The 17,196-nt window shown below is 45.5% G+C and carries 29 protein-coding genes; 2 read left to right on the forward strand and 27 right to left on the reverse strand.

All coding sequences use genetic code 11. The features are described from left to right. Positions 1 to 11 precede the first annotated feature (11 nt). Positions 12 to 1,967 carry a TIGR03545 family protein gene (locus tag ACZ5ZV_RS15805; protein WP_464118149.1) on the forward strand — a complete coding sequence of 652 codons (1,956 nt, stop codon included), beginning with the start codon at positions 12 to 14 and terminating at the stop codon, positions 1,965 to 1,967. Positions 1,968 to 2,165: 198 nt separating this feature from the next. Next, the gene (locus ACZ5ZV_RS15810; RefSeq protein ID WP_464118150.1) at positions 2,166 to 3,272 is read left to right on the forward strand and encodes a hypothetical protein; all 1,107 of its coding nucleotides are present in this window, start codon (positions 2,166 to 2,168) and stop codon (positions 3,270 to 3,272) included. A gap of 118 nt (positions 3,273 to 3,390) precedes the next feature. Here the strand turns inward: ACZ5ZV_RS15810 and ACZ5ZV_RS15815 are convergent, their stop codons facing one another. The 27 genes from ACZ5ZV_RS15815 to rplD all read right to left on the reverse strand — a co-directional run bounded on the left by ACZ5ZV_RS15815 (position 3,391) and on the right by rplD (position 17,196). Beyond that, positions 3,391 to 3,957 (reverse strand): TlpA disulfide reductase family protein, encoded by a 567-nt coding sequence (locus ACZ5ZV_RS15815; RefSeq protein ID WP_464118151.1) that lies wholly within the window; start codon positions 3,955 to 3,957, stop codon positions 3,391 to 3,393. Between the two features lie 271 nt (positions 3,958 to 4,228). After that, positions 4,229 to 4,810, reverse strand: coding sequence for a 50S ribosomal protein L17 (gene rplQ, locus ACZ5ZV_RS15820; protein WP_464118152.1), 582 nt, complete (start codon positions 4,808 to 4,810; stop codon positions 4,229 to 4,231). Positions 4,811 to 4,917: 107 nt separating this feature from the next. Further along, positions 4,918 to 5,949, reverse strand: coding sequence for a DNA-directed RNA polymerase subunit alpha (locus ACZ5ZV_RS15825; RefSeq protein ID WP_347358345.1), 1,032 nt, complete (start codon positions 5,947 to 5,949; stop codon positions 4,918 to 4,920). 20 nt (positions 5,950 to 5,969) lie between these two features. Further along, complete coding sequence (gene rpsD / locus ACZ5ZV_RS15830) at positions 5,970 to 6,596, reverse strand: 30S ribosomal protein S4 (RefSeq protein ID WP_464118153.1); 627 nt, start codon at positions 6,594 to 6,596, stop codon at positions 5,970 to 5,972. A gap of 12 nt (positions 6,597 to 6,608) precedes the next feature. After that, the gene (rpsK, locus tag ACZ5ZV_RS15835; RefSeq protein ID WP_464118154.1) at positions 6,609 to 7,001 is read right to left on the reverse strand and encodes a 30S ribosomal protein S11; all 393 of its coding nucleotides are present in this window, start codon (positions 6,999 to 7,001) and stop codon (positions 6,609 to 6,611) included. Between the two features lie 14 nt (positions 7,002 to 7,015). Continuing rightward, on the reverse strand, positions 7,016 to 7,390 hold the full coding sequence (gene rpsM, locus ACZ5ZV_RS15840) for a 30S ribosomal protein S13 (RefSeq protein ID WP_464118155.1): 375 nt from the start codon (positions 7,388 to 7,390) through the stop codon (positions 7,016 to 7,018). Between the two features lie 2 nt (positions 7,391 to 7,392). Beyond that, entirely contained in the window at positions 7,393 to 7,506 is a 114-nt protein-coding gene (rpmJ, locus tag ACZ5ZV_RS15845) for a 50S ribosomal protein L36 (RefSeq protein ID WP_011165332.1), read from the reverse strand. A 127-nt stretch (positions 7,507 to 7,633) separates the two neighbouring features. Next, entirely contained in the window at positions 7,634 to 8,269 is a 636-nt protein-coding gene (locus tag ACZ5ZV_RS15850) for an adenylate kinase (protein ID WP_464118156.1), read from the reverse strand. Continuing rightward, on the reverse strand, positions 8,269 to 9,597 hold the full coding sequence (gene secY / locus ACZ5ZV_RS15855) for a preprotein translocase subunit SecY (RefSeq protein WP_464118157.1): 1,329 nt from the start codon (positions 9,595 to 9,597) through the stop codon (positions 8,269 to 8,271). The genes ACZ5ZV_RS15850 and secY overlap by 1 nt, the downstream gene beginning before the upstream one ends. Next, positions 9,597 to 10,034 carry a 50S ribosomal protein L15 gene (rplO, locus tag ACZ5ZV_RS15860; RefSeq protein ID WP_088564474.1) on the reverse strand — a complete coding sequence of 146 codons (438 nt, stop codon included), beginning with the start codon at positions 10,032 to 10,034 and terminating at the stop codon, positions 9,597 to 9,599. Before rplO ends, secY begins: the two co-directional genes overlap by 1 nt. A 9-nt stretch (positions 10,035 to 10,043) precedes the next feature. After that, the gene (rpmD, locus tag ACZ5ZV_RS15865) at positions 10,044 to 10,226 is read right to left on the reverse strand and encodes a 50S ribosomal protein L30 (protein ID WP_347358350.1); all 183 of its coding nucleotides are present in this window, start codon (positions 10,224 to 10,226) and stop codon (positions 10,044 to 10,046) included. 20 nt (positions 10,227 to 10,246) lie between these two features. Next, positions 10,247 to 10,705, reverse strand: coding sequence for a 30S ribosomal protein S5 (rpsE, locus tag ACZ5ZV_RS15870; RefSeq protein WP_011165337.1), 459 nt, complete (start codon positions 10,703 to 10,705; stop codon positions 10,247 to 10,249). Positions 10,706 to 10,715: 10 nt separating this feature from the next. After that, positions 10,716 to 11,081 (reverse strand): 50S ribosomal protein L18, encoded by a 366-nt coding sequence (gene rplR, locus ACZ5ZV_RS15875; RefSeq protein ID WP_262553310.1) that lies wholly within the window; start codon positions 11,079 to 11,081, stop codon positions 10,716 to 10,718. A gap of 12 nt (positions 11,082 to 11,093) precedes the next feature. Then, positions 11,094 to 11,636: a 50S ribosomal protein L6 gene (gene rplF / locus ACZ5ZV_RS15880; protein ID WP_464118158.1), complete on the reverse strand. Its 543-nt coding sequence runs from the start codon at positions 11,634 to 11,636 to the stop codon at positions 11,094 to 11,096. Positions 11,637 to 11,643: 7 nt separating this feature from the next. Further along, positions 11,644 to 12,033 carry a 30S ribosomal protein S8 gene (gene rpsH, locus ACZ5ZV_RS15885; protein ID WP_464118159.1) on the reverse strand — a complete coding sequence of 130 codons (390 nt, stop codon included), beginning with the start codon at positions 12,031 to 12,033 and terminating at the stop codon, positions 11,644 to 11,646. Positions 12,034 to 12,043: 10 nt separating this feature from the next. Then, complete coding sequence (gene rpsN, locus ACZ5ZV_RS15890; RefSeq protein ID WP_464118160.1) at positions 12,044 to 12,349, reverse strand: 30S ribosomal protein S14; 306 nt, start codon at positions 12,347 to 12,349, stop codon at positions 12,044 to 12,046. Positions 12,350 to 12,359: 10 nt separating this feature from the next. Continuing rightward, positions 12,360 to 12,899, reverse strand: coding sequence for a 50S ribosomal protein L5 (rplE, locus tag ACZ5ZV_RS15895; protein ID WP_464118161.1), 540 nt, complete (start codon positions 12,897 to 12,899; stop codon positions 12,360 to 12,362). An 11-nt stretch (positions 12,900 to 12,910) separates the two neighbouring features. Next, entirely contained in the window at positions 12,911 to 13,279 is a 369-nt protein-coding gene (rplN, locus tag ACZ5ZV_RS15900) for a 50S ribosomal protein L14 (RefSeq protein WP_011165342.1), read from the reverse strand. Positions 13,280 to 13,288: 9 nt separating this feature from the next. Continuing rightward, positions 13,289 to 13,558, reverse strand: coding sequence for a 30S ribosomal protein S17 (gene rpsQ / locus ACZ5ZV_RS15905; RefSeq protein WP_041577921.1), 270 nt, complete (start codon positions 13,556 to 13,558; stop codon positions 13,289 to 13,291). A gap of 9 nt (positions 13,559 to 13,567) precedes the next feature. Continuing rightward, the gene (gene rpmC, locus ACZ5ZV_RS15910) at positions 13,568 to 13,759 is read right to left on the reverse strand and encodes a 50S ribosomal protein L29 (protein ID WP_011165344.1); all 192 of its coding nucleotides are present in this window, start codon (positions 13,757 to 13,759) and stop codon (positions 13,568 to 13,570) included. A 4-nt stretch (positions 13,760 to 13,763) separates the two neighbouring features. Beyond that, positions 13,764 to 14,171, reverse strand: coding sequence for a 50S ribosomal protein L16 (rplP, locus tag ACZ5ZV_RS15915; protein ID WP_041577922.1), 408 nt, complete (start codon positions 14,169 to 14,171; stop codon positions 13,764 to 13,766). Continuing rightward, entirely contained in the window at positions 14,158 to 14,823 is a 666-nt protein-coding gene (gene rpsC, locus ACZ5ZV_RS15920; protein ID WP_262553304.1) for a 30S ribosomal protein S3, read from the reverse strand. Before rpsC ends, rplP begins: the two co-directional genes overlap by 14 nt. A 2-nt stretch (positions 14,824 to 14,825) precedes the next feature. Further along, the gene (gene rplV, locus ACZ5ZV_RS15925; protein WP_011165347.1) at positions 14,826 to 15,158 is read right to left on the reverse strand and encodes a 50S ribosomal protein L22; all 333 of its coding nucleotides are present in this window, start codon (positions 15,156 to 15,158) and stop codon (positions 14,826 to 14,828) included. Between the two features lie 12 nt (positions 15,159 to 15,170). Continuing rightward, positions 15,171 to 15,458 carry a 30S ribosomal protein S19 gene (gene rpsS, locus ACZ5ZV_RS15930; RefSeq protein ID WP_464118162.1) on the reverse strand — a complete coding sequence of 96 codons (288 nt, stop codon included), beginning with the start codon at positions 15,456 to 15,458 and terminating at the stop codon, positions 15,171 to 15,173. A gap of 9 nt (positions 15,459 to 15,467) precedes the next feature. Next, on the reverse strand, positions 15,468 to 16,286 hold the full coding sequence (rplB, locus tag ACZ5ZV_RS15935) for a 50S ribosomal protein L2 (protein WP_262553302.1): 819 nt from the start codon (positions 16,284 to 16,286) through the stop codon (positions 15,468 to 15,470). Between the two features lie 2 nt (positions 16,287 to 16,288). Continuing rightward, positions 16,289 to 16,567 (reverse strand): 50S ribosomal protein L23, encoded by a 279-nt coding sequence (gene rplW, locus ACZ5ZV_RS15940; RefSeq protein ID WP_347358360.1) that lies wholly within the window; start codon positions 16,565 to 16,567, stop codon positions 16,289 to 16,291. Next, positions 16,567 to 17,196 (reverse strand): 50S ribosomal protein L4, encoded by a 630-nt coding sequence (gene rplD / locus ACZ5ZV_RS15945; RefSeq protein WP_464118163.1) that lies wholly within the window; start codon positions 17,194 to 17,196, stop codon positions 16,567 to 16,569. The genes rplW and rplD overlap by 1 nt, the downstream gene beginning before the upstream one ends.

A 17,196-nucleotide genomic window follows, 5' to 3' on the forward strand; every position in this document is an offset into this window, starting at 1 on the left:
ACGACAGCATCATGACAACACCAGAAACAACACCCGTAAAAAAGAAAAAAGAAAAAGGCCCGATCCGCTGGGAAGCCATCATTCCCTTTGTGATTATCTGTGCATTGATTGGTTTGTATTTCCACTTCTTCTTCGACACTCACCTGCGTCGTGGAATGGAATGGGCCGGATACAAAGCTGTCGGCGCGGAAGTAAATATCGCCAGCGTAAGAACCAGCTTCTTTAATGCCAGCCTGCGTATTCAAGGCATCGAGGTCACTGACGCCGAAAAGCCGACACACAATTCGATCAAAATTGGCGACATTCGCTTCTCCATGCTTTGGGATGCCCTGTTGCGCGCCAAAGCCGTTGTCAACGAAGCCGCCGTTGAACAAATCGAATTCGGCAACAAAAGAAAGCGCCCTGGAAAGGTGGCTCCACCTGAGCCCGTCTCCAATGAACCTGGCATGGCAGAAAAAATCAAAGAGCAGGCCATTCAAGAAGCCAAAGAACAGGCTGGCGACAACGTCCTCGGCGATGTGATCGCGATGCTGACAGGCACGGACGCCAACGTACAACTGCAAAAACTGCAGGACTCATTGCCCTCCAAAGCGATGCTGGAAAAGTTCGAAAAGGATTTGAAAGGCAAACAAACCGAATGGGACGCACGCCTGAAAACTCTGCCTCAGGGCAAAGACATTGAGGCTTTGAACGCCCGTCTGGGAAAAATCAAAACCAAAGACTTCAAAACTCCTCAAGAACTGCAAACCTCTCTGCAAGAGCTGGATAAGGTCTTCAAGGATGGCGATGCGATGTACAAGCAGGTTCAGTCCACTGGCGATGATCTGAAAAAAGATCTCAAAGGACTGGAGACGCAGTACAAGGAAATCGAAAAACAAGTGAAGCTGGACATCAAAAGTCTGGAACAGCACTTCCGTATTCCGAAGCTGGATGCCAAGTCTTTGTCCATGGCAATCTTCAACCGTTATCTGGGACCTTACAAAGCCAAGTTCTTCCGCTATAAAGCCATGGCTGAAAAATACATTCCACCAAATCTGATGAAGAAGAAAACCCCATCAGAAACCGAGGTGGCTATTCAGCCTCATCCGCGCGAAAAAGGTATCAGCTATGAATTTGGTCGCCCGAACTCTTATCCGCTGTTTTGGATCAAACGCACGGCCGTCAGTTCACAAGCCGGTCTGACTCCGGATGCGGGTAACATCAAAGGTGAAATCCTGAACATCACCTCAAATCAGGCATTGATCGGAAAGCCCACAGTGGCAACACTGGCGGGGGACTTCCCTTCCAAGGAAATCTTCGGTTTCCTGGTGCGCTTGTCATTGGATAACACCAAAGCCGACAGCGTGATCGACTATAAATTCAAAGTCGACTCCTATTCGATCGATGGTAAGGACCTGGTGAAAACACCGGATGTTGAGATCGCCTTCAACAAAGCCAAAGGAGCTTTGGGCATCGAAGGCAAGCTGGTGGCCCTTAAGAACGTGACCTTGGCAATGGACAATAAGTTCACACAAATTGACTATAAGGTGTCGTCTAAAAATGACATCGCCGATCAGATTCTGAAGGCCGTCTTTAATGGCATCCCCGTAGTGACTTTGACCGTGGATGGTCAGGGCGTCTTCCCGAATGTGCCGTTGTCGATCAACTCGAATCTGGGCCCCGAGCTGCAAAAAGGCTTTGAAAAACAGATTCAGGCCAAGATTGATGAAGCTCGCAAGAAAATCGAAGCTTACGTAAACGAAGAAATCGGCAAACAAAAAGCCCGCGTGGAAGCCGAGATCAACAAGCTTAAAAGCCAGTTCGACAGCGAGATCAAAAAAGCTGAGACTCAGCTGAATGAACAGAAAAAACAGGCCGAAGCCCGCATCAATCAAGCCAAGAAAGATGCAGAAAACCAAGGCCGCAAACAACTCGAAAAAGAAGGACAGAAAGCTGTCGACGAGTTGAAGAAAAAATTCGGCTGGTAAGTTTTTTTGGATTTCTGACTAGCTCTCAAACAGTCAGTTTTCTCTCTGTCTTTTTCGTCGAAGCTTTCAACAGGTCCTGTCGAAAGCTTCGACGCTAACTTCTAACTTCTTGTTTTCACTTATCAATTTTCCTCGCTTTTTGATGTTGCCTCTATTTTAAGCATTCATTTTCATGCTAGTCTTGACGAAGAGGTAGGTATGAAAGCATCGCTTAATACACATTTTATAGTTCTGGGCTGTGTGGTTATGACTCTCACTGCAGGATGCGCGAAGATGAACTTCACTCCCGTCCCTGAGCAGGAGTCAACGGCGATCACACCGCCCCCAACTCCAGCCCCCAACAAGACTGTCTCCACAACGGAAGTGGTGGCCTACGGCAACAAGCAGGTCGACTTTCTGTTTGTATTGGACGATTCCAACTCCATGTTACCGGAACTAAAAAAACTGGCAGCACGCATGTCGACCTTCGTGAGTTCTCTGGACGCCAGCAATATCGACTGGCAGATGTGTTTAACGACCACTCGCGGCCTCTCCTCCGGTGGCAGCCTGGCCTATGGCAGCCCCTATAACTGGGCTAACTATACTCCTCCGTCAGGGGTTCCGGCTTACCTTTTGAAAAAAGGCACTGGCAACCTGAACACCATCTTCACCTCCACCATTGACACGCTGACCATCGGCGGCGGCAGTTCGGGGGATGAACGTGGCATCAAGGCGGCCCATGATCACTTTGCCAGCAAAGATGCACATGGATGCTATCGTGATGGAGCTGCGATTTCTGTGATCCTGATTTCAGACGAAGACGAACGATCTGTCGGCGGTGTGGCTTCACGCGTGAAAGCAAAAGATGCCGCAGCCGTCCTGCAACCTATGGAACCTGAAGATCTTCCGGAAAATCTGGTGGCAAAATCCAAATCCACCTTTGGCGAGGACGTTCGCTTTACCTTCAGCTCCATCATCGTGAAACCGGGTGATGCCGTCTGCGAGGCCGAACAGGATAAGGACACCTCCCCCAGTCATGCGGGCCATGTCTATGAAGAGCTCTCCAAACTCACCGACGGGGGCGTGGGCAGTATCTGTGATGCTGACTACAGCGCGAACCTAAACACGTTTAAAGACAAGATCGTAAACTCATTGTCGCACCTGACTTTGGAATGCCAACCTGTGCCTTCATCGTTGAAAGTCAGCATCGACGGGCTTCCTATTCTGAACTTTAAAGTGGATAAAAATCTGCTGAAGTTCACCTATTCACTGATCGAAGGAACTAAAATCGATCTGCAATATGATTGCTTGGAAGGCATTCCTTAATGGGCTGGCGCTGGAGCCCCCACAACAGGCTCTGTTGAATCGAATGATAAGACTTGGCCACTGAGAGGCCTTGAAGCGACAAACGGCCAAGAATGGCCGTTTTATGCTTTTACTGGGGTTACTCCTGCTTCTTTAGCAGGGACTCGATGTAGGCCACCGAATCCTTGTTATACCACTCAATAGATCCCACAACTTTTTTTACCAGCTTATGATCCGTTCCTAACACCAGGGACTCTGGCAATCTTGCGACTTGGAACTTCTTCATCAATGATCGGTCTTCGTCAAAGACGATATGAATATTCTCGCCTTTCATTTCCGGGAAAGACTTCATAAAGACGTCGATATCCTCACGACTGCTGTCACCTGAAATCGCGATCAACTGCACGTTGCCTTTGAACTCCTTTACCAGCTTGATCAATGAAGGGACTTCCTCGATACAAGGTCCACACCAAGAAGCCCAGAAGTTCAGAATGACCACTTTGCCTTTATAGTCCTGAAGCTGGAACTCTTGACCATCCAGGTTCTTCATCGCGAAGCTCGCGACACCCTCTTTTTCCATCGCCTCGATGGTTGAATAATCAGAGGGCGCCTGGTTCAGCTTGTTGGCAAAGTAGGTGGTATACGCCCACAGTCCGGCCATCGCTAAAACGGCGACAATAACAAATGCTTTTAGATGTTGTTTCATAAGAACCTCCGACACATGGGCAAGAACAACTTCAAAATAGAAGCCCCCGTCCCCGTTGGCAAGACGCAATCCGGGGAAGCCCTGCGTGGGCTCCGTCTACTTTTAGTATTATGGCCCACAAGATAAATTTGTGACGTTCATCGGAAGGAAAGAGAGCGCTTTAGGCTTCAGGCTTGGTCGAAAATTGCGGCCGACGATGATAGCTATCAGAAAATAAAAAAGGCCCAAGTTTCCTTGAGCCTTCTTTTGAAGATGTATCTTTGAGTCTCAATTAAGCGCGAGCTGCTGCTCTTGCTTTCTTTTGAGTCTTTTTAACAGCTTTTTTCTTAGCTGCTACAAGCTTAGTAGAAGCTTTTTTTGCTTTAGCTGCTGGTTTTGCCGCAGTTTTAGCATCAGCTTTTTTCGCTTTCGGAGCTGCTTCTTCAGTTTTCGCAGTTTTAGCTTCGAAATCGTAGTCTACGAACTCAAGGAACGCCATCTCAGCAGTGTCACCAGGGCGACGACCGATTTTGATGATACGAGTGTAACCACCTGGACGTGTTTTGAAACGTGGAGACAAATCTTTTACGATAGTCGCAACTGCTTCTTTGTTAGGGAAACGAGAAAGCAACAAACGAGTTGCAGCCAAGTCACCTTTTTTACCAAGTGTGATCGCCTTTTCAACGTGACGACGTACTTCTTTAGCACGGTCAACAGTTGTAGTGATACGGCCGTGCTCGATCAAAGAAGTCACAAGACCTCTCAACAAAGCTTTTCTTGGGCCAGATTTACGATCAAAATGTTTAACTCTTCTTCTGTGTGAACTCATTTTATTCTCCGGTTTAAACGTGCTGACCGTATCAGGTATCAACACGATAGAACACTCTTTGTTAATTTGGTCGAGTGTTACTTTTCAGGGCTCCGTGCCCTCGCAGCCCCGCAGGGCCGCGTGTTCAAGCACCATTCATGGTACCGTTTTCTTTATTGTTGAGTCTCTCTCTTTTGAGGAGGTTGACTTGGGTCCCAACCAGCTGGAGGCCAGCCTTCGATCTTCATACCCAAACCAAGACCCATTTCGCCCAAGATCTCTTTGATCTCGTTCAATGACTTACGACCAAAGTTTTTGGTCTTAAGCATTTCTGCTTCAGAACGAACAACCAACTCGCCGATGTAACGGATGTTAGCGTTTTTCAAGCAGTTTGCAGAACGAACAGACAGCTCAAGGTCATCAACAGAACGGAACAAGTTCTCGTTCAGTGTTGGAGAACCCATTTCGCGTGCTTCTTCTGCAGGCTCCATAGTCTCGTCGAAAGTAAGGAAGATTTGCAGTTGTTCTTTCATGATTTTAGATGAAAGAGCTACTGCCTCTTCAGGTTTCAAAGAACCATCAGTCCAAACTTCAAGCGTCAATGCATCGTAGTCAGTTCTTTGACCAACACGCGCATTGGACACGTTGTAGTTTACTTTTCTAATTGGGCTGTAAAGAGCGTCAACGCCGATAAAGCCAACTGGAAGGTCTGTTTCTCTGTTCTCTACTGGAACATAGCCACGACCGAAACTAACAACGATTTCTGCATTGAAGTTTGCATTCGCGCCCAAAGTAGCAATTGGAAGATCTGGGTTCAAAACTTCGATCTTATCGCTAGTTTGGATATCAGCTGCAGTTACTTTACCTGGACCTTTTTTGGAGATCTTCAGAGTCAAAGAATCTGCAGTATATTGTTTAAAGCGCACTTCTTTGAGGTTCAAGATGATGTCAGTGACGTCCTCAAGAACATCTGGGATCGTAGTGAACTCGTGCAATACGCCTTCGAACTTAACAGCTGTAATTGCAGAACCCATCATGGAGCTAAGAAGAATTCTTCTTAGGGAGTTACCCAAGGTAACCCCAAAGCCTCTTTCGAGGGGACGGATAATGAATTTAGCGTAGTCATCACGAAGAGAATCACGATCAACCTCAAATCCCTTTGGTTTGATCATTTCTCTCCAAAACTTATAATAATGCTCTTGCATAGCTCCCCCGAGAGGTAAAATTATCTTGAGTAGTATTCAACGATCATGTTTTCTTCAACAGCAACTGCTACGTCTTCACGATTAGGAAGATCTTTAACAGTTCCAGTGAACTTCGCATGATCGGCTTCAAGCCATGCTGGCACAGAGCGTCTAGCCACCGCTTGGATAGCAGACTGGATCTTAGCCATTTCGCGGCTTGATTCAGCAACTTGAATAACGTCGCCTTTATTCACAAGAATGCTTGGAATGTTAGCTCTTTTACCATTCAACAGGAAATGGTTGTGCTTAACAAGCTGTCTTGCTTCGCGACGTGAATTTGCGTACCCCAAAGTGTACACAACGTTATCAAGACGAGTCTCAAGGAACTTAAGAAGCGCATGACCAGTCAATTCTTTTGAACGGTTGGCTTCTCCAACATATTTTACAAATTGTTTCTCAGAAACACCGTAGTATCTCTTAGCTTTTTGTTTCTCACGCAATTGAAGCGCAAATTCAGAGAACTTCAAACGAGATTGGCCATGTTGTCCTGGCGGATAAGGTCTTCTTTCGAAGGAACACTTATCAGTGTAACAACGGTCACCTTTCAAGAAAAGTTTCACGTTTTCGCGACGGCAAAGCTTACAAACGCTTTCGTTAATGCAGCTCACGATATACTCCTATTAAATTCTTCTACGCTTAGGTGGACGGCAACCGTTATGAGGAACTGGAGTCACGTCTTTAAGAGACAAAACTCTCATTCCTGTAGCAGCCAATGCACGAATTGCAGGCTCACGACCAGCGCCTGGACCTTTCAAGTAAACGTCCACAGATTTCATACCTGCTTCCATAGCCTTCTTAGCAGCGTCTTCTGCCGCGGACTGAGCTGCGTATGGAGTACCTTTACGGCTTCCTTTGAAACCGAGGTGGCCTGCAGAGGACCAAGCCACAGTAGCTCCGGTTGGATCTGTCATCGTTACGATAACGTTACCGAACCCAGCTTGGATATAGCAGTTCCCTTGAGGAACGTTTCTTTTTACTTTTTTCTTAGCAACAGCTTTTTTATCAGTGTTCATTTACGTGACCTCAATTATACGGCTTTTTTCTTGTTAGCTACCGTCTTCTTAGGACCTTTGCGAGTGCGTGCATTAGAACGAGTGTTCTGACCACGAACAGGCAAGCCTTTACGATGGCGGATACCACGGAAGCAGTTCAAATCCATCAAACGTTTGATGGACAAGCCGATTTCACGACGCAAGTCACCTTCAACTTTGAAGTTAGCTTCAACGATGCTACGAATTTTAGCAATGTGCTCATCAGTCAAACCTTCAGTTCTTAGTTCGGAAGGAATACCAACTTGCTTGCAGATCATGGCAGCACGAGGGCGGCCAATGCCGTAGATGTAGGTCAACGCGATTTCAACGCGCTTATTTCTAGGTAAGTCGACACCAAGAATACGTGCCATGATTAACCCTGCCTTTGCTTATGTTTAGGGTTCTCGCAGATAACGCGAATAACGCCTTTTCTTTTAATAACTTTACACTTATTACAGATTGCTTTTACTGATGGTCTTACTTTCATACTGTCTTCCCATACGCTATTTTTTCACTTCATTAAAAAAGTGAAAATTCCAGCAAAAATACGAATGCGGTCCGGCACGCTAACACCGAAAACCCTTAAAGTCTAGAGATAAAAATAATACAGCAGCCTATTTTATTATTTTTTCGATCTCTTTATAGACTTCCTCGGTGTCTCTATTTCCGTCCACTTCAATATATTTGCCTGATTTTTTATAAAACTCTTTTAGGGGGCTTGTGAACTCTTCATAAGTTTTAAGACGGGTCTCGATTACCTCCGCCTTGTCATCATTCCGTTGAATGACCTCACCACCACACAAATCACATTTACCCTCTACTTGGGAGGGCTTACTGACTACATGATAGACAGCGCCGCAATTTTTACATACGCGTCTTCCAGTCAGCCTATCCATAAGGATTTTCATGGGAACTTCCAGGAAAATAGCCTTACCAATGGATAGGTTCATTTTTACAAGTAATTCATCTAGAGCCTGAGCCTGCGCCACAGTTCTAGGGAAACCATCTAAAATAAAGTCTTTTACACCCTTTTGGAGCACTTCTTCAACCATGCCGATAACAATGCTATCTGGCACAAGTTGCCCTTTATCCATGAACTCCTGAGCTTTCTTACCCAAATCAGTCTGCCCTTTAATGGCAGCTCTGAACAGGTCGCCAGTGCTGATTTGTGTCATGCCCTGACGTTTAATCAGAAGTTCGGATTGAGTACCTTTACCGGCCCCTGGGGCTCCAAAGAGGATCAAGTTCATTAGAACTGAACCCTTCTGCTACGGATCTTAGCTCCCTTTAGGAAGCCCTCATATTTCTGAGTGATCATATGAGACTGGATCTGTTGAGCAGTGTCCAAAGCAACACCAACCAAGATCAACAAGCTTGTACCACCAAAGTGGAACGGAACGTTGAACTGATTCACCATGATGCCCGGAAGAATACAAATTGTACAAAGGTAGATACAACCAAGAACGTTTACACGCTCAAGAACCTTCTGAATATAGTCAGCGGTAGACTTACCAGCGCGAACGCCAGGAACAAAACCACCGTACTTCTTCAGGTTCTCAGCGACGTCATTTGGATTGAACACGATCTCTGTGTAGAAGAACGAGAAGAAGATGATCAATGCCACAAACATGATGTTGAAGATTGTTCCAGACGGATTCAAAGAATCCTGCAAAGCCTTCAACCATGGAGTGTCTACAAACTGAGCCATTGTTGCAGGGAACATCAACAAGGAGCTGGCGAAGATTGGCGGGATAACCCCGGAGATATTGATTTTAATAGGAAGATGAGATGTCGGAGTCTGCATAGACTGCATACCGCCACCACCCTGTCTTTGAGAGTACTGAACTGTGATTCTACGCTGAGCCACTTCCATGTAAATAACAGCTGCGATGATCGCAACCATGAAAGCCACCAACAATAGAGCCAATGCAAAACGCATTTCGCCTGTGCGAACAAGCTCCCAAAGCTGTTGAGCACCACCAGGGATCGCAGCAGCGATACCTGTGAAGATGATCAAAGATGTACCGTTACCGATACCACGTTCTGTGATCTGCTCACCCAACCACATGATGAAGCAGGTACCTGCCGTCAGGGTGATGATAGTCATGATCTGGAACGGAAGGAAGGCCACAGTTGGAGCAATCACCAAAGGATGTCCATCAGGGCTTGTGGAGTTCATCAACCATGTGCTGATACCGTAACCTTGGATAATTGCCAAAGCGACAGTCGCATAACGAGTGTATTGGTTGATTTTACGACGACCTTGCTCCCCTTCTTTCTTAAGAGCCTCTAGGTATGGAACCGCAGAAGTCAAAAGTTGGAAGATAATGGAAGAGGAGATGTAAGGCATGATACCGAGTGCAAAGATACTGAACTGAGACAGGGCCCCACCCGTGAAGGTATTAAAGAGCCCAAAAATCCCACGACTTTGCGCCTGGAAAAATGAGAGCACCGCAGATCCGTCCACACCAGGAGTCGGAACGTGTACACCAATTCTGTAAATGGCCAAAAGAGCCAATGTGAACAAGATGCGTTTACGAAGATCAGAATTCTTTGCGATGCTCTCAATTGCAGACACTACTTAATTACCTCGACTTTGCCGCCAGCAGCTTCAATAGCTTTCTTAGCGCTTTCTGAAAATTTGTGAGCTTTCACAGTCAAAGCTGTTTTAAGCTCGCCATTTCCCAAAATCTTAACAGCGCCTTTGGAAATAAGTCCAGCAGCGTGTAGAGATTCAGGAGTGACTTCTCCAGAAAATTTAGCAAGTTGGCCAACGTTTACAATCTCAAAGTTATTTGCGAATGCTACGTTGCTGAAACCGAACTTAGGAAGGCGACGGTGCATAGGTGTTTGACCACCCTCGAAACCACGACGCACTGTTCCGCCCGTGCGAGCAAGTTGTCCTTTGTGACCTTTAGTAGAAGTGCCGCCCATACCAGAACCGATACCACGACCGATTCTTTTTGGAGCGTGCTTGGATCCTGCCTTAGGTGCCAATGTTTTAAGCAAGCTCATGGCTTCTCCTTACTTAACTACAACATCAAGAAGATGTTGTACTTTCATGATATTACCACGTGCTGCTGCAGAATCTTTCACCTCAACAGTTTGGTGAAGTTTCTTAAGACCAAGAACGCGAACCGCGTCCTTTTGGTCTTGAGTGCACTTGATAGTTGATTTTTTCAAAGTTACTACGAATGTTTTAGCCATTTTTGCCACCAGTCCGCGAATTAAAGCTGTTGTTTCAACTGCTTCAAGCCGTCGATTGTTGCTCTTACAGCGTTGTGTGGGTTACGAGTACCAACACACTTAGTAAGAATGTCCTTTACACCTACAGATTCAAGAACGGCACGAACCGCACCACCCGCGATAACACCAGTACCAGGAGCTGCTGGCTTCATGATCACCTTTGCAGCACCAAATTTACCGATAACTTCGTGAGGGATTGTACGACCTTCCTTCAAAGCTACAGATTTAGCAGATTTTTTAGCGGATCTGCTTGCTTTACCGATTGCTTCTGGAACCTCACCAGCTTTGCCGGAACCGAATCCAACATCACCAGCTTTGTTACCCACAACTACTAGAGCTGCGAAAGAGAAGCGACGACCACCCTTAACAACTTTTGTTACACGGTTGATCGCGACTACACGCTCTTCTAATTCAGCTGCTTGAGCTTGAACTTTCTCCACACATCACTCCTTAGAAATTGAGGCCGCCCTCACGAGCGCCATCTGCAAGAGATTTAACACGGCCATGATAGAGGTAACCGTTTCTGTCGAAAACTACGTCCTTGATGTTTTTCGCAGTAGCTGCTTTAGCTGCTTCGATACCAACAAGTTTCGCCATTTCGATACCGGACTTATCCTCTTTACCCAAAGAAGACACAGCTACCAACGTGTTACCATCAACGTCGTTGATGATCTGAGCGTAGACGTGCTTACCGCTTCTGAATACGCAAAGACGTGGTCTCTCCGCAGTACCTTGTACAGTCTTGCGGATTCTGATCTTCTTCTTGAGGCGATTTACTTTTCTATCGCTTGTATGTTTGCTAATTTTAAGTTTCATACGTTACCTCAATTATTTACCAGCTGACTTACCGGCTTTACGTCTGATTTGCTCACCAGTGTAACGAACACCCTTGCCCAGGTATGGCTCTGGTGGACGGAAGGAACGGATTTTAGCCGCTACTTGTCCAACAAGCTCTTTACTTGGACCAGTGATGGTCAAGCTGGTTTGCTTATCGACTTTAATTTCAATACCTTCTGGAATATCGAAGATAACAGGGTGAGAGAAGCCCAAAGAAAGCTCCAACTTCTTACCTGCTACGTTTGCACGATATCCAACCCCTTGAAGCTCCAAACCTTTAGTGAAGCCCTTAGTAACGCCAGTTACTGCGTTCTGGATAAGAGCTCTGTAAAGACCGTGCATTGCGCGGCTTTCTTTAGAGTCATCATTCGGAGTCAAAACCACTTTGTTTCCATCGATTTTCGCGGAAACATTTGGCTTCATACCGATTTTAAGTGAGCTTTTCGCACCTTTAACGACAACTTCGTTAGCAGGTGTTACGCTTACTTGTACTGTGTTATCAAAAACAACGGGTGCTTTTCCAATACGAGACATAATTCACCTACCAAAGTGTCGCAAGCAGTTCGCCACCAAGCTTTTGCTCTGTAGCTTGCTTACCGCTCATGATCCCTTTGCTTGTGCTGATGATGGACATGCCCATACCAGAACGAACAGTTGGAATCTTGTCAGATTTAACATAAACGCGACGGCCAGGACGGCTTACACGGTCAATGCTATTGATCGCGTGAGCTCCAGCTTCGTCATACTTCAAATAAACACGCATGATGCCTTGTTTGCTGTCTTTAGCAACCTTAAAGCTTCTGATGAAACCTTCGTTTACCAAGATCTGAGCAATACCAGCTCTCACTTTGGAAGCAGGCATATCCACTTTTTCGTGTTTCGCCGCTCCAGCGTTTCTGATCATTGTAAGGAACTGAGAAATTGTATCCATTCTGAACCTCTTACCAGCTGGCTTTCGTTACGCCAGGCAATTTACCGTCAAGGGCCAATTGTCTGAACGCAATACGAGACAAACCGAACTTTCTGTAGTTACCACGAGGGCGACCAGAAATTTCACAACGTGTGATTGTGCGGTTTGGATTTGTGTCACGAGGAAGAGCTTGCAACTTTTTACGTGCAGCCGCTCTTTCTTCGTCAGAAAGCTTCATATCAACAGTTTTAGCTCTCAATTCTGCTCTGTATTGACCATACTTAGCAGCAAGAGCTTTTCTTTTATTGTTTTTTTCAATGCTTGCTTTACGAGCCAAGTGACACCTCTTATTTTCTGAAAGGCATGCCAAGCGCTTCAAGCAACGCTCTGCCTTCAGTATCGTTCTTCGCAGTTGTACAGATAGTGATATTCATACCACGAGTTTTATCAACTTTATCGTAGTTGATCTCAGGGAACACGATCTGCTCTTTCAAGCCCATATTGTAGTTACCACGGCCGTCGAAACCTTTATTAGGCAAACCACGGAAGTCACGTACGCGAGGTAGTGCCAACGTGTTCAAACGATCCATGAAAGACCACATTTTCTCTCTTCTCAAAGTCACACGAACACCCAATGGGATGCCAGCGCGCAATTTGAAGTTGGAAATAGCTTTCTTCGCTTTAGTGATAACAGCTTTTTGTCCAGTGATCGCTGTGATTTCATCAACCACAGTGTTCAAGATTTTTGGATTCTGAACAGCTTCGCTCAAGCACACGCTAAGAGTGATTTTCTCCAAGCGAGGAACTTGCATCACGTTTTTAACTCCCAGTTGTTTCTGAAGAGCGGGAGCGATCTCTTTATTATATCTTGTATGTAAGCGATTCATCTCATCACCCCTTATAGAACTTCCGGAGCCAAAGAAACAATCTTAACGAAAGACTTAGCTCTCAATTCTCTGGCTACTGGGCCAAAGATACGTGTTCCAATTGGTTCTTTAGAAGCATTGATCAAAACTGCAGAGTTATCATCGAAACGGATGTAAGATCCGTCTGGACGACGAAGTTTAGCAACAGTTCTAACAACAACAGCTTTAGCTACGTCACCTTTTTTTACTTTTGCATTTGGCAGAGCTTCTTTGATGGAAACAACGATAACATCACCAATGGATGCTACACGACGTTTAGAACCACCAAGAACCTTAACGCACATAACTTCTTTTGCGCCGGAGTTATCTGCTACATTCAGTCTAGTTTGCATTTGAATCATAACAGTCTCCTACGCCTTTGCCGTTTCTACGACTTCAGCCAAAGCCCAACGTTTAGTTTTGCTCAGAGGACGAGTTTCACGGATCTTAACGATGTCACCAACTTTTGCTTGGTTCTTTTCGTCGTGAGCCTTGAATACAGATGTCTTCTTAACATACTTACCGTATTTAGCGTGCTTAACCATGCGGTAGATGAGGACAGAGATAGTTTTATCCATCTTGTCACTGATAACTTCACCTACGACTTCAATTTTACGTCCTCTAGAATTAGTTTCAGTCATGTCCTACCCCTATCTCGCCACTTTTTTTACGATCGCTGTGTTGATTTTAGCGATGTCACGGCGAAGACCGCGGATTTGCACTGGGTTAGAAAGCTGCCCAATGGAATTCTTAATACGCGCCTGGAACAGCTCTTCAGAAAGAGCCGCTCTTTTCTTTTTCAATTCAGCTACAGAAAGATCTTTAATCTCTACGAACTTCATACAACTACTCCCTTACCAAGAAACGAGTTTTGAAAGGAAGTTTGTGAGCTGCGCGTTCGAAAGCTTCTTTAGCTTGCTCACGAGTCACACCGTTCATTTCGAAAAGAACTTTTCCAGGAAGAACACGAGCAACCCATAGCTCAGGGTTACCTTTACCGCTACCCATACGAGTTTCAGCAGGCTTTTTTGTTACCGGGATGTTTGGGAACACACGGCACCAGATTTTACCACCACGCTTAACAGAACGGGAGATAGCGATACGACCAGCTTCCAACTGACGAGCAGTCAGACGACCTTCCTCGATTGCCTGAAGACCGTAGTCTCCGAAATCAAGGTTAGCGCCTCTTACTGCAAAACCAGTAGCGCGGCCTACAAATTGTTTACGCCATTTTACTCTTTTAGGACTTAACACGACCTGCCTCCTCAACTTCGCGAGCAGATAAGATATCGCCTTTATAGATCCATACTTTCAGGCCGATGATACCATATGCTGTTAGAGCTTCTGCTGTACCGTAGTCGATATCAGCGCGCAATGTATGAAGAGGAACACTCTTCTCATTGTACCACTCAGAACGCGCAATCTCTGCACCATCAAGACGACCGGAAACACGGATCTTGATACCTCTCACGCCGCCTTTGATCGCAGCTGCAATAGATTTTTTAAGAGCTCTTCTCCAAGAGATACGTTTCTCAAGTTGTTGAGCAATGCTCTCAGCAACGAGCTGAGCATCGAGGTCTGGTTTACGCACTTCTTGGATGCTCAAGAAAACTTCGTTGGGTGTAAGTTTTTGAACTTCCGCTTTAAGAGCGTCAATACCAGTACCTTTTTTACCAATTACAACACCTGGACGAGCTGTGGAGATGATGATTTTGATCTTCTTCGCAGCACGTTCCATTTCAATTTTCGCAACACCCGCGTGTTTAAGCTTGTCCTTAAGGAACTTTCTCAAACGGATGTCTTCGTGGAGATTTTCATAATATTGTTGACCCTTCGCATACCAGCGAGAATCCCAAGTTCTGATAACACCAACTCTTAGACCAATTGGATTAACCTTCTGACCCACGACTATTTCTCCTCGAGTACTACGTTAATGTGGCTGGTCTTCTTACGAACACCGAACGCGCGACCTTGTGCACGAGGACGGAATCTTTTAAGAACTGGACCTTGATCAACCCAGATAGCTTTAACATAAAGGCTGTCTACATCCATAACCTTTTTGTATTCAGCATTGGCAACAGCTGATTCGATTAGCTTTTTTACCATACCTGCGGTTTTTTTGTTCAGGAAAGTAAGGGTTTTAACAGCCTCATTCACGTCTTTACCGCGAACCAGGTCAGCAACCAATCTTGCTTTCTGAGCGCCAACTCTTGCATATTTCAAGCTTGCTTTAACTTCCATTATCAACCTCTATTACTTCTTCGCGCCAGGAGCTGCGGCCTTCTTCTCGGCGTGACCATGGAAAGTTCTTGTTGGAGCAAACTCACCGAGTTTGTGACCAATCATGTTCTCTGTGATGTACACAGGAACGAACTTTCTTCCATTGTGAACTGCGAAAGTAAGTCCAATAGTCTCAGGAAGAATTGTTGAGCGGCGAGACCAAGTTTTAATAACTTTTTTATCATTCTTTTCGATCGCATGGTCGACCTTCTTTTGAAGATGAGTATCGACAAATGGACCTTTTTTAATTGAGCGTGCCACCTTTTACTCCTACTTACGTCTCTTGATGATTGAAGAGTTGGTTCTCTTATTGTTTCTAGTTTTGTAACCCTTACATGGTTGACCCCATGGAGTTACTGGGTGATGACCCTTACCAACGCCCTCACCACCACCGAGTGGGTGATCAACTGGATTCATATGCATACCGCGAACGGATGGACGAATACCTCTCCAACGAGAGCGACCAGCTTTACCTAGGTTGATGTTTTCGTTGTCAGTGTTACCAACTTGACCGATAGAAGCACGGCAAACTGTCAACACCTGCTTCAACTCACCGGATGGCATACGTACTTGGCAGTACTTTTCGCCTTTACCAGCAAGAGTCGCGCTTGCACCAGCACCACGGCAGATTTGACCACCTTTGCCCGGACGCAATTCGATGTTGTGAATAACAGTACCAACTGGGATAGCACCCAAAGTCAGGGAGTTACCTGGCTTGATGTCGGCTTTATCAGAAGAAATAACTGTATCACCAACATTCAAACCAACTGGAGCAAGGATATAAGCCTTAGCACCGTCGATGTAAGAAATAAGAGCAATACGGCAAGTTCTGTTTGGATCGTACTCGATCGCAACAACTTTCGCTGCTACGTCAAGCTTAGTGCGTTTGAAGTCAACCAAACGGTATTTTCTCTTATGACCACCACCTTGGTGACGGATCGTGATTTGACCGTGATTGTTACGAGCAGCTTGTTTTTTTAGAGGAGCAAGCAAAGACTTCTCTGGAGTTGTCTTTGTGATTTCTTTGAAATCGAAACCAGTCATTCCTCTGCGACCATGAGAGCGTGGGGCGAATGTTTTAATACCCATCTTTATACTCCCTCAAATAGAGCGATCTTCTCACCTTCAACAAGCTTAACGTAAGCTTTTTTCCAGTAAGGGACCTTGGTTAGACCAAATTTAGTTTGCTTAGAGTGACCGCGGCAGACACTTGTTCTTACGCTGTCAACTTTAACTTTGAAGTTCTTTTCAACAGAAGCTTTGATTTCTGTTTTCGTAGATTTCATATCTACTTCGAAAACATAAACGCCAGCTGCGTTGTGGTATGTATTTTTCTCTGTAACAAGAGGGGCTTTAATTACTTGTTTCATTACGCCTTCTCCAATGAACAACGATCAACGATTTTTGCCACAGATTCTTTAGTGATGATAGCTGCATCGTATTTCAACAAATCGAATACGTTCAAACCTTCAACTGGGAAGTATTTGAATGTCGGCAAGTTTTTAGATGCGCGGCTGAATTTTTCATCAACAGCAGAATCAACCAATACGGCTTTCTTCAAACCGAAAGCTTTCAAACGCTTGTTAAGCTCAGCAGTTTTACCTTCAGAAGCCATGCTGTCCACAACGAACAACTTACCTTCTTTTTGAAGGTGAGAAAGAGCCATGCTCAGACCCAAACGACGAACTTTCTTAGGCAATACGAAAGCGTAGCTGCGAGGCTGAGGACCGAAAGCGGTACCACCACCAGGCATCAAGATAGAACGGCTAGAACCTTGACGAGCTCCACCAGTACCTTTTTGTTTGAACGGCTTCTTACCACCACCAGACACAAGACCTTTGGTCTTAGTCATGTGAGTGCCTTGACGACGAGCCGCCAATTGCCATTGAACAACTGTGTGAAGAACTTCCTTTTTAACAGGAGTTTCGAACACGTCAGCAGCCAATTCAACGGAACCAACTTTTTCTTTTTTCCAGTTTAATACATTTACTGTAGCCAT

This window comes from Bdellovibrio sp. HAGR004 (assembly GCF_055397015.1).

Bases quoted from the DNA above. Each gene is read 5' to 3' on its own strand.
- ACZ5ZV_RS15805 (WP_464118149.1), top strand. From the start codon at position 12: ATGACAACACCAGAAACAACACCCGTAAAAAAGAAAAAAGAAAAAGGC.
- ACZ5ZV_RS15810 (WP_464118150.1), top strand. From the start codon at position 2,166: ATGAAAGCATCGCTTAATACACATTTTATAGTTCTGGGCTGTGTGGTT.
- ACZ5ZV_RS15815 (WP_464118151.1), bottom strand. From the start codon at position 3,957: ATGAAACAACATCTAAAAGCATTTGTTATTGTCGCCGTTTTAGCGATG.
- ACZ5ZV_RS15825 (WP_347358345.1), bottom strand. From the start codon at position 5,949: ATGCAAGAGCATTATTATAAGTTTTGGAGAGAAATGATCAAACCAAAG.
- rpsK (WP_464118154.1), bottom strand. From the start codon at position 7,001: ATGAACACTGATAAAAAAGCTGTTGCTAAGAAAAAAGTAAAAAGAAAC.
- rpsM (WP_464118155.1), bottom strand. From the start codon at position 7,390: ATGGCACGTATTCTTGGTGTCGACTTACCTAGAAATAAGCGCGTTGAA.
- rpmJ (WP_011165332.1), bottom strand. From the start codon at position 7,506: ATGAAAGTAAGACCATCAGTAAAAGCAATCTGTAATAAGTGTAAAGTT.
- ACZ5ZV_RS15850 (WP_464118156.1), bottom strand. From the start codon at position 8,269: ATGAACTTGATCCTCTTTGGAGCCCCAGGGGCCGGTAAAGGTACTCAA.
- rplO (WP_088564474.1), bottom strand. From the start codon at position 10,034: ATGAGCTTGCTTAAAACATTGGCACCTAAGGCAGGATCCAAGCACGCT.
- rpmD (WP_347358350.1), bottom strand. From the start codon at position 10,226: ATGGCTAAAACATTCGTAGTAACTTTGAAAAAATCAACTATCAAGTGC.
- rplR (WP_262553310.1), bottom strand. From the start codon at position 11,081: ATGAAACTTAAAATTAGCAAACATACAAGCGATAGAAAAGTAAATCGC.
- rplF (WP_464118158.1), bottom strand. From the start codon at position 11,636: ATGTCTCGTATTGGAAAAGCACCCGTTGTTTTTGATAACACAGTACAA.
- rpsH (WP_464118159.1), bottom strand. From the start codon at position 12,033: ATGGATACAATTTCTCAGTTCCTTACAATGATCAGAAACGCTGGAGCG.
- rplE (WP_464118161.1), bottom strand. From the start codon at position 12,899: ATGAATCGCTTACATACAAGATATAATAAAGAGATCGCTCCCGCTCTT.
- rplN (WP_011165342.1), bottom strand. From the start codon at position 13,279: ATGATTCAAATGCAAACTAGACTGAATGTAGCAGATAACTCCGGCGCA.
- rpsQ (WP_041577921.1), bottom strand. From the start codon at position 13,558: ATGACTGAAACTAATTCTAGAGGACGTAAAATTGAAGTCGTAGGTGAA.
- rpmC (WP_011165344.1), bottom strand. From the start codon at position 13,759: ATGAAGTTCGTAGAGATTAAAGATCTTTCTGTAGCTGAATTGAAAAAG.
- rplV (WP_011165347.1), bottom strand. From the start codon at position 15,158: ATGGAAGTTAAAGCAAGCTTGAAATATGCAAGAGTTGGCGCTCAGAAA.
- rplB (WP_262553302.1), bottom strand. From the start codon at position 16,286: ATGGGTATTAAAACATTCGCCCCACGCTCTCATGGTCGCAGAGGAATG.
- rplW (WP_347358360.1), bottom strand. From the start codon at position 16,567: ATGAAACAAGTAATTAAAGCCCCTCTTGTTACAGAGAAAAATACATAC.
- rplD (WP_464118163.1), bottom strand. From the start codon at position 17,196: ATGGCTACAGTAAATGTATTAAACTGGAAAAAAGAAAAAGTTGGTTCC.